This window comes from Neobacillus sp. NRS-1170 (assembly GCF_050468025.1).
On sequence record NZ_JBITPF010000092.1, the window covers coordinates 41890 to 52634 of the forward strand.

The following is a 10745-nucleotide window of genomic DNA, read 5'->3' on the forward strand; positions in this document are numbered from 1 at the left end:
TTTTGAGAATAATCAAGAGAAAATTATCAAAAAACTAATAAACAATTTTTTTTAAGGGAAAATTACTTTTCATAAATTAGAATTGTGGACTTGAGGATGACAAAAAACAGTTGCGGTGTATTCTAGAAGGGTTATAGTGGACTCGCTCTTGTCAAAATAGCGCGGCTGAGTATTCTAGAAGGGTTATAGTGGACTCGGTCCTTTTAAAATAGCGCGGCCGTGTCTTCTAGAAGGGCTATAGTGGACTCGGTCCTGGCATAATAGCGTACCCGTGGCCTCTAGAAGCACTATAGCGGACTTGAACCCGGCAAAATAGAGTGGCCGAGTCTTCTAGATGCTCTATAGTGGACTCGGTCCTGGCAAAATAGCCCCGCCGTGTCTTCTAGAAGGGTTATAGTGGACTCGGTCCTGGCATAATAGCGCGGCTGTATCTTCTAGAAGCACTATAGCAGACTCCATTTTGTCAAAATAGCCCCGCCGAGTCATCTATAAGGATTATAGCGGACCCCGCACTGGCATAACAGCGCGGCCCTATCCTTTAAGCGCTAATGCGGACTCGACCTTGACAAAAAACCTACTCAAATATAGCAACAGGACGCGCCCATCCTGCGCTGGCACCTTTTATTTTTATCGGAAATACGGCTACTTTAAAACCATATTTCTGTGGGAGTAATTCTAGGTTTGCTAATTTTTCGATTTGACAGTACTCGGCCTCTTTTCCAACAAAATGTGCAGCCCAAAGGACACCGTCGCGCGGATTATTTTTATAATCTTCTGCTTGTTTATAAAGCGGGATATCCCATCCCCAGCCATCTGTTCCCATTACCTTAATCCCTTTTTGAATTAGCCACCTTGTTGCCTCAGCCGAAACACCTGCATGGACAGCCGCATAATTTTCTTGATAATATTTTTTATCGGCATCCGTTCGGACAAGGACAATATCATATGGCTGTAATTTATAGTCCATTTCTCCCAGCTGTTTTTCAAAATCAGCAATCACGATCTCGTACCCTGGTGGTTTCTTGCTAAAATCAAAAAGAACACCATTGCCGTAAAACCATTCAAGAGGAAGCTCATCAATCGTTCGAGACGGATTACCTGCAGTTGTGGCAGAATAATGCCATGGTGCATCCACATGTGTACCAGTATGTGTCGTTAAGGTAACCGTTTCGACGGCCCAGGCTGCACTGTCAGGAAAATCACTAGGTTTCAAGCCCAAAAAATGAGCAGCCTGGTTTGCTCCCTGCTCATGTGATTCATAGATAATCTCCGGTGGAAATGGCTCTTTTGCTTTATTGTCTAACGGCACACTTAAATCGATAATACGTAGATTTGTACGATTCATTTTATAAAACCCCTTTTAAATTTTTGAAAAAAACTAGGTCCTCTCAATTAATTGGAAAAGAAGTGTTTATAAAATTTACTATGATTTGACTATTGTTATTCCGGAATTAGAGAACAAAAAAACGCTAAACTCTATCACGAGAGTTTAGCGTTTAGATCTTTTAATATTATGTAATAGCCCACACAATTTCACTCGTTATGGCTGCTGCGTTCCCGCCCTGACCAGTTTCCTAGTTTCCTTGTTGGACTAAGAAGTTCCGTTAAGAACTTACAAGAAAAATATATCATGGATTCAAATTGGAGGATAGCTGTAAATTTTGGTAGTTCAAAAGTCCTGATGGCTATTTCCCTTCAAACCAACATCGAGCATTATCAACCATCATGATGTTTATTTGGTCCTCTGTTACACCATTCCTTCTTAATTCCGGGATAACCTCTTCGAGAACAAAACTCATCGTCCATTTAGGGTTCATTTTCTCAGCGTTTCCTTCTGGATACCAATCAAGGGTACAACAATAATCTTGCGATAAGAACATGCGGTTTGCAAAGCCTTGTTTGGCTAGTTCAATAACGGTTGTGTTTCGATTTTCGGTTGTACACTCTCTATTTATCCCATACCGGTCCATACCAATAAATGGACCATGGTCGAGAACCTTCAGTATGTACTCCATGTTATCGGTATCTCCAGTATGACCAATTAGTACCCGTTTTGGATCCACGCCCTCTTCTAGAAAAATTTCAAGTTGCTTTAGGCCGGTCCCGCTTTTAGGGTGGGAATGAGTCATGATCGGTACACCTGTCCGTTTATGAGCACGTGCAGCTGCACGAATAACCTTTTCAACATCCGGAGTAATCCCTTGTGCATCCGTTGCACATTTTAAAAAGCCTGCCTTAATGGAAGTATTTTGGATTCCGACTTCAATATCGCGGACAAATAGATCCGCCATATAATCAATATTACGATTCTGAAAGTGCGGCGGGATATAGTGATAGGAGTAGATTCCGGTTGCAGCAATGATTTGAATACCTGTTTCGCGAGCCACCCTTTCAATAAAGCGGATGTCCCGGCCAAGTTCCATCACAGTGGGATCACAGATGGTTTTAACGCCAAGTTCTTTGACTTTGTTCACTTGCTCCACTGCTTTAGCAAACTCTTTGTCTTCATCATACAAATGTGGAAACTGGACATATACAGATTCAGAACGAACACGCATATGTTCGTGAACCAAGGTCACTCCTAATTCAGATGAATCAACTTGTCCAGTAACAGAATTTATCAATGTCATTTAAAACTCCCCCCTTCATTGATTGCAATATTAAGAATTATCTGATAAAAATAGTACCAATCTTAGGCTTATAAAGTCAATTTTTTTAATAGTTTCTTAAATTAGTTGTTAACGCCTATTTTTAAAAAATCATTTGAATTCCTTAATATAGAAAAAACTGTTACCATAGAATAATTAAATCTTAGCTAACTAGATTGAATTTGGAAGGAATGACTTACTTTATGGGGGATTTATTACAAAAGCTAGCGAATAATCAGGCAGTGCTTTCCCGTTCCCAACGGATATGGATGGCGATTGTACTGGGTTCACTTGCCGCGTTTGGCCCTTTATCCATTGATATGTATTTACCGGCACTGCCAAACATCGCAAAAGATTTCCATACAAACGCCTCGTCTGTTCAACTTAGCCTATCGTTTTTCGTAATCGGCTTAGCTTCAGGGCAGCTGTTGACTGGACCAATCAGTGATGTAACTGGACGCCGAAAACCACTTTTGGTTGGACTAATGATTTACTTTATCGTTTCCCTTTTATGCGTATTCAGCACCTCCATTTGGGGGTTAATTACATTACGGCTCATCCAGGGTTTTGCCGGATCAGCGGGAATAGTGATCTCCAGGGCGATTGTCAGAGATTTATATTCTGGAAGCGAATTAACTAAGTTTTTTTCACTGCTCGCATTGGTGAACGGGCTTGCCCCTATCCTCGCTCCGATTATAGGAGCGCAGCTGCTTAAAGCATTTCCTTGGCAAGGTGTATTTATTGTTTTAAGTATCATTGGACTCGTAATGTTTTTTGTCATTCTTTTTGGTATACCAGAAACGCTGCCTCAAGAAAAGCGATCGGCTGGAGGCATTAAGAACACCTTTTATCCTTTTTTAAAGCTGATAATGGATCGAAGCTTTATGGGATATGCTTTAGCACAAGGATTGGTCTTTGCCAGTATGTTTGCTTATATTTCGGGTTCTCCATTTGTCATTCAGGATATTTATGGTGCCTCCCCGCAAATGTTTAGCCTGATCTTTGCCATTAATGCAATCGGAATCATGATCAATAGCCAAACGGCTGGGAGATTGGCAGGGGGAATCCCTGAATCGAAACTGTTCAAATTTGGCTTGGGAATGTCCTCAATAGCTGGTATTATTCTGCTGCTTCTTTTATTTTTACAAGCAAATTTAATCTTCGTTTTGGTTCCATTATTTTTCGTTGTATCTAGTGTGGGTATGGTGAATACAGCAGGGTTTTCCCTTGCCATGCAATCACAAGGGAAAAATGCGGGAAGTGCTTCTGCATTACTGGGTGTTACTTCATTTGCCTTTGGAGGAATAGCAGCTCCATTAGTTGGGATCGGTGGAGGTCAGACAGCCATTCCGATGGGTATTGTTATCGTTTGTGCCGGATGTGGAGCAGTACTATCTTATATGATACTAGTTAAGAGAAATAGGGCGTGAAATGCAAAAGAGCCTAATCCAAATGGGCTCTTTTGCTTTTTTATAAAAGATATTAGGGAACCATCCACCCTAACAAACTACTATTTTGCAGGAATGTCATGATACAGACTATCACCACCAGCACGATACTATGCTTAACGGTGAATCGGAACAAGTCGGCTTCTTTCCCTGCGAGACCTACGGCTGCACAGGCTACTGCAATTGATTGCGGGGAAATCATTTTTCCGGTTACCCCGCCTGAAGAGTTCGCGGCGACAGCCAATACCGGGTCCATGCCAAGGTTCAGCGCGGTAACCTTTTGCATCGCACCGAACAAAAGGTTCGATGAAGTATCAGATCCAGTAATAAACACCCCTAACCATCCTAGGATTGGAGAGAAAAAGGCAAATAGTGATCCTGTTTTTGCCAGCGTCATTCCCAGTGTCGTACTCATCCCTGAGGCGTTTGTCACATAGGCAAACCCTACTACTGATGCAATTGTAATAATTGGAAACTTTAGTTCATTCAAAGTTTCCCCAAAAGTTGCCACCCATTCCTTCCATGAAATTTTAACAATAAACTTCGAGACAAAGGCAGCAATAAGCACCGAAGTACCGGCAGCACCCAGAATTTCAAGCTTATAAATGGCCGGGACAGGAGCACCAGCAGAATTAATGACTTTATTATTTAAAAAGGGAACTTCAGGAACAAAGGTTAACGCATGACCGATCAAATTAACCGCTTTCAAAATTACGTTCGTTCCTTCATAATGACCAGCCAAAGCCAGCTTGACTGTTGGAATCCCCCAAATCGTAATAAAGGCAGTTAAAACAAGGAACGGTGACCAGGCTTTAAAAATTTGGCCTCCTGAATATTTTGCTCGGCTTTTTTGTAATGTGTAGGCAGTAACAGCTGAAGCCATTTCCTGTTCGGCTTTAAAGCGGAAAATCGTTTTCGGTTTCCAGAATTTTAAGAAGATGGCTAACGCAAATAAGGAAACCAATGCAGATAAAATATCGGGAAGTTCCGGACCAAGGAAGTTGGAGCTCAAGTATTGAGTCACTGCAAAAGTAATCCCCGTGATTAAAATGGCCGGTAAAATTTCCATTGCTTTCCTAAAGCCAGCCATGATGACCACTAAATAAAACGGAACGAATAAGGATAAGAATGGCAATTGCCGACCCACCATTTTGGAAATTTCGATCGCAGATATTCCAGTAGGCCCTTCAACCGCAATGATTGGAGTACCGATTGCACCGAAGGCAACTGGTGCTGTATTAGCAATTAAACAAAGACCGGCAGCGTATAGAGGATTAAACCCAAGACCGACAAGAAGTGCGGCCGAAATGGCAACCGGAGCGCCAAAACCAGCGGCCCCTTCAAGGAATGCTCCGAATGAAAACGCTACCAAAAGAGCTTGAAGACGTCTGTCCTCCGTGAGTGAGACGACCGAATTACGGATAATATCGAATTGGCCTGTCTTAACGGTTAATTTATAGAGGAAAACTGACGTAATGATGATCCAGCCGATTGGCAATATTCCATAGAGTGCCCCCTGTGTGGCAGACATGACCGCCATACCGGCAGGCATCTTAAATGCAACGACTGCTAAGATTAAGGCAATTAGGAGTGTTGTTAATCCGGCAACATAGCCCTTCATACGTTTAATGGCTAAAGCCCAGAAAAAATATAAAATTGGTATTAGTGCTACCAAAGCGGACAGCGCGAGACTATCTCCTACCGCTGTAAAATTTTGTGTAAATGTCATAGTTTATCCCCCATCAAATAAAATAATTTGTTCCCTCATCAGAATCATTGTTCTGATGGAAAAGATGAATAGGATCTATGATGACTGAAACATATGTAAGTGATTGAGAAGCAGAAACTCTATCAATACATTTTTTAATATGAAACTTAACACCCCTCCTTGTTTCTTATTACGAAACGCCGTTTTTAAATTGTTGCATAGGAAGGAACATTGTTATATAGCCATAATAAAGTTTAGTAAATTACAACATTTAATCCTTCTTCATTATACTACTTCTCGTCTTAATTTCAATAATATTTAGAAAATTCTATTTATAAAAAAACAAAAAAACATTTGACCAATATACCGTTATATCAGCCAAATGTTAAATTCCTTATATCATTCTACTTTCAAAACCAAGCCGCGCAGAAATTTGTTTACCAATGTGAATCATCCTTGCTTGGAGCTGTTTCAGCCGTTCTTCTGTCATTCGCATTGTTGGCCCTGAGATACTGACTGCTGCAATGACTTTCCCTAAGTGGTCAAAGATAGGTGCCGCAATGCACGTGATGCCATATTCATTTTCTTCTAAATCCAGTGCATAGCCATTCCGCTTCACATCCGCCAATTCTCGGATAAACTCCTCTTTATTCGTAATGGTTTTATCAGTGTGCATTGGCATGCCTTTCCGCTCAAGGATATCCATAACAACATGAGAAGGAAGATAGGCAAGGATGGCCTTGCCAACTGAAGTACAATGCATTGGAGCTCTTTTTCCTACTTTTGAATGCATCCTTAGTGTTTCATTACCTTCTAATTTTTCGATATAAACTACTTCCCCTTGATCATAAACGACAAGATGGATCACTTCATTGGTTTCGCTTTCCAATTCCAGCAGAAAAGGCTTTGCCTCAGACCTTAAATCAATGGATTCTAGCAGCTTTGAACTTACTTCTAAGAATTTATAACCAAGTTTATAGCGTCCGGTATCTTCATCTTGCTCAACATAACCATACTGGACAAGTGTTGACAGGATCCGGTAAACGGAGCTTTTATTAATATCTATTTGGTTGGCAATCTCTGTAACACCGAGGCCGCCTTTTTTTAAGCTAACCAAAGTAATAATATCCAATGCCCGGCTTACAGATTTGACCATATTCTCTCTCTCCACAATTGCTCACCTCGAAATTGCTGTCCATAATAGCTAACATTATAGCACAGATTTTTTACCGGTCATTGGCTGGCAGGATTAAGATTTGGCGTGCTCTTTTGCCAATACAAAGGGATTGCGTAGTGTTCCGATTTCTTTAATTTCACATTCGATAATATCCCCTGCACCGACAAACTCCGCACCAACAGGACTTCCCGTCAGGATAACATCTCCCGGCTTAAGTGTCATCACTTTTGTCAAATACGATACCATTCTTCGTATTGGAATAATCATGAGCTCTGTTGCACTATTTTGCTTCTCCACACCATTCAGTTTTGTTTCGACCCTCACTGCAAATGGATCCAATTCCGTCTCAATAACTGGCCCCAGCGGTGTGAAAGTATCAAAGGACTTTCCGATAGTCCAATGCCCATCCTGATGGAAAAATTGTGGTGCTGTTACATCGTTTCCAATTGTGTATCCGAATACATAATCTAAAACTTCAGATTCAGAAACATTTTTAGCTTCTTTCCCAATAACGATCGCCAACTCGGATTCAAACTTTACTTGTTCGATTCCTGCCGGAATGACGATTTCTTCCGCAGGACCAATAACAGATGAGGTTGGTTTAAAGAAGAAAACCGGAATTTCCGGAAGCTCTGCTGGCAGATCTTCACGTCTTGAAACATAGTTTGCTCCAATACCAATGATTTGGTTAGGCTGTAGAGGTGCAAGCAGTGTCACATCAGCCAATGAGAATATGTTTCCTGTATACTCCCAATCTCCAAAAATATCTCCTTTAATTTCCTGGATGGTGTTTTCTGTCAGAACGCCGGAATACACGGTTGAACCTTGAGTAAATCTAGTAAACTTCATTGTCATGCTCCCCTCTTTTTTTAGTAACTCTGTGTGAAAATCCCAAGGCATTCTAAACAATAGAATGCCTTGGATTTCTTTATTATTGTTTCACTGCAAACTTTGCCTTTGCTTCAATGCGTCTGCGGTGAAGAATTGGCTCGGTGTAGCCATTCGGCTGGTCATAGCCTTCGAAAATCAACTCGCAGGCAGCCTGGAAAGCTACGGAATCATCAAAGTTCGGATCCATATTTCGATACAATGAATCTCCGGCATTTTGTTCATCTACCACTTTGGCCATGCGCTTCAATGTTTCAAGAACCTGCTCTCTGGTGCAAACGCCGTGGTGTAGCCAGTTTGCTAAATGCTGGCTGGAAATCCGTAATGTCGCGCGGTCTTCCATTAATCCTACGTTATTGATATCTAATACCTTAGAGCAGCCAACACCCTGGTCTACCCAGCGGACAACATAACCTAATAGAGTTTGGCAGTTGTTGTTGAGTTCTGACTGGATTTCCTCAGCTGTCCAGGAAGGGTTTTTCTCAACTGGGAATTGCAGGATATCTTCTCGGAAGTCAGCAGTCTGATTAAGCATTTGGTTTTGTACTTCTCTTACATTGACTTCATGGTAGTGTAACGCATGCAGGGTCGCAGCCGTTGGAGATGGCACCCAAGCTGTATTGGCTCCGGTTTTTACGTGGCCGATTTTTTGCTTTAGCATCTCCGCCATTAAATCCGGCATTGCCCACATGCCTTTGCCGATTTGCGCCACCCCTTTAAAACCAGTGGAAAGCCCGGCAATTACATTGGATTGTTCATAGCTCTGCAGCCATTTGGATGATTTCATATCATTTTTGCGAATCATTGGACCCGCTTCCATCGAAGAGTGAATTTCATCGCCTGTTCTGTCTAGGAATCCTGTATTAATAAATACAATCCGGTCTTTTACTTGCTTAATGCATGCCTTTAAGTTCAAACTTGTTCTGCGTTCTTCATCCATTACCCCGATTTTAAGGGTATTACGCTCTAGACCAAGAAGATCTTCCACGCGGTCAAATAGTTGATTCGCAAAAGCAACCTCTTCTGAACCATGCATTTTAGGTTTTACGATATAGACTGAACCCTTCTCAGTGTTTTGGAATGGGCCATTACCTAAAAGAGTATGTTTCGCGATAAGGCTTGTAAGCACAGCATCCAAAATTCCTTCTTGGATTTCCTCGCCGTTTTGATCAAGAATCGCGCTATTGGTCATCAAATGCCCTACGTTTCGGACAAATAACAAAGAACGGCCCTTTAATGTAATCTCTCCGCCATCAGGAGATTGGTAGCGGCGGTCCGGATTGAGAGTGCGCGTCATCGTTTTATTGCCCTTTTCAAAAGTAGCGGAGAGGGTTCCGTTCATAAGCCCTAACCAGTTCCGATAGACTAGCACTTTGTCTTCCGCATCTACTGCAGCGACAGAATCTTCGCAGTCCATAATGGTTGTAATCGCGGATTCAACGAACACATCCTTGACACCCGCCTCATCGTTTCTGCCAATCGGATGGTTCCGGTCGATTTGAATTTCAAAATGAAGTCCGTTATTTTTCAACAAGATCGTGGATGGGGCTTCCTGAGTCCCTTGATAGCCCACAAACTTTGCTTCGTCTAATAGGCCTGTTGTGGAACCATTACTTAGAGTCACTTCTAGGGTGCCATCTGCTACAGTGTAGGAAACGGCATCCTTATGAGACGCATCCTTCAATGATGCTGATTGATCAAGAAAATTTCTGGCAAACTCAATTACTTTTGCACCGCGGACAGGATTGTAACCGCCTGCACGAGTGGCGCCGTCCTCTTCACTGATGGCATCTGTTCCGTACAGGGCATCATACAGGCTTCCCCAGCGTGCGTTGGCTGCATTGATGGCATAGCGAGCGTTATTGACTGGAACAACCAATTGTGGGCCAGCTTGAACAGTGATTTCGTCATCGACATTTGTAGTAGCAATCTCGAAATCTTCCACTTCTGGTTCAAGATAACCAATTTCCGTTAAAAAGGATTGATAGGCCTCGAAGTCAAAATTCCTATTGTTTTCACGGTACCATGTATTCAGTTTGATTTGAATTTCATCACGAGTCGCAAGCAGCTCTTTATTTTTCGGTGTTAATTCGCTGATCAACGCTTCAAAACCGGACCAAAATTGGTCAACATCCACACCAGTTTCCGGAAGGGCTTCCAAATTGATAAATTCATAGAGTTCCTGAGCTACCTGAAGTTTTCCTTTGTTTACATAGTTTGTCATCGTACGTTCCTCCTTTGATTTCTTTTAAAACAGTAATCTCGTTAAAAATGTTTGGACTTGTTTTTTATTACGAAACGCTGTTTCATTATTTGTTAAAAAAATAATAGCATGATTATCCAATTTATTTCAATAATTTTAAGAAAATAAAGATATTTTTTTGTTGGTGGTGATGATCGAATATCGAATCTGAGCCTTCCATGAGGACAAGTTCCGCTGATTTCAGGAGAGGCTCCTAATGCTCATCAGCAAGTAAAATAGCTGCTCAAGGTAATTAGGAGGAGCTCCTAATGCTCATCAGCAAGTAAAATAGCTGCTCAAGGTAATTAGAAGGAGCTCCTAATGCCCATCAGCCAGTAAAATAGCTGCTCAAGGTAATTAGAAGGAGCCCCTAATGCCCATCAGCCAGTAAAATAGCTGCTCAAGGTAATTAGAAGGAGCCCCTAATGCCCATCAGCAAGTAAAATAGCTGCTCGAGGTAATCAGGAGAGTCTCCTAATGCCCATCACCAATAAAAAAGGTTGCTCGAGGTAATTAGGAGAGGCTCCTATTTCCCGTCAGCAAGGAAAAAGGCCGCTCGAGGTAATTAGGAGAGACTCCTATTTCCCATCAGCAAGTAAAAAGACGGCCCTCGGTATGATATTATCCCCTTTAA

The 10745-nt window shown here is 41.8% G+C and carries 7 protein-coding genes and 1 other RNA gene; 1 reads left to right on the top strand and 7 read right to left on the bottom strand.

Annotated elements, in window-relative coordinates:
* Positions 1 to 574: 574 nt before the first annotated feature.
* From ACIFOT_RS30305 to ACIFOT_RS30315, 3 genes are all read right to left on the bottom strand, one after another.
* The gene (locus ACIFOT_RS30305) at positions 575 to 1345 is read right to left on the bottom strand and encodes a cyclase family protein (protein WP_430072114.1); all 771 of its coding nucleotides are present in this window, start codon (positions 1343 to 1345) and stop codon (positions 575 to 577) included.
* A 168-nt stretch (positions 1346 to 1513) separates the two neighbouring features.
* Positions 1514 to 1597: signal recognition particle sRNA small type (gene ffs, locus ACIFOT_RS30310), an RNA gene on the bottom strand.
* 88 nt (positions 1598 to 1685) lie between these two features.
* Positions 1686 to 2630 (bottom strand): phosphotriesterase family protein, encoded by a 945-nt coding sequence (locus tag ACIFOT_RS30315; RefSeq protein ID WP_430072116.1) that lies wholly within the window; start codon positions 2628 to 2630, stop codon positions 1686 to 1688.
* A gap of 221 nt (positions 2631 to 2851) precedes the next feature.
* On the opposite strand from ACIFOT_RS30315, the gene ACIFOT_RS30320 reads away from it, so the two are divergent.
* Entirely contained in the window at positions 2852 to 4078 is a 1227-nt protein-coding gene (locus tag ACIFOT_RS30320; protein WP_430072118.1) for a multidrug effflux MFS transporter, read from the top strand.
* A gap of 52 nt (positions 4079 to 4130) precedes the next feature.
* On the opposite strand, the gene ACIFOT_RS30325 is transcribed toward ACIFOT_RS30320, so the two are convergent.
* The 4 genes from ACIFOT_RS30325 to ACIFOT_RS30340 all read right to left on the bottom strand — a co-directional run bounded on the left by ACIFOT_RS30325 (position 4131) and on the right by ACIFOT_RS30340 (position 10093).
* Complete coding sequence (locus ACIFOT_RS30325; protein WP_430072121.1) at positions 4131 to 5825, bottom strand: L-lactate permease; 1695 nt, start codon at positions 5823 to 5825, stop codon at positions 4131 to 4133.
* Between the two features lie 373 nt (positions 5826 to 6198).
* Positions 6199 to 6975: an IclR family transcriptional regulator gene (locus ACIFOT_RS30330; protein WP_430072123.1), complete on the bottom strand. Its 777-nt coding sequence runs from the start codon at positions 6973 to 6975 to the stop codon at positions 6199 to 6201.
* Between the two features lie 78 nt (positions 6976 to 7053).
* On the bottom strand, positions 7054 to 7830 hold the full coding sequence (locus ACIFOT_RS30335) for a fumarylacetoacetate hydrolase family protein (protein ID WP_430072126.1): 777 nt from the start codon (positions 7828 to 7830) through the stop codon (positions 7054 to 7056).
* Between the two features lie 82 nt (positions 7831 to 7912).
* Positions 7913 to 10093 (bottom strand): malate synthase G, encoded by a 2181-nt coding sequence (locus tag ACIFOT_RS30340; protein WP_430072129.1) that lies wholly within the window; start codon positions 10091 to 10093, stop codon positions 7913 to 7915.
* Positions 10094 to 10745 lie beyond the last annotated feature (652 nt).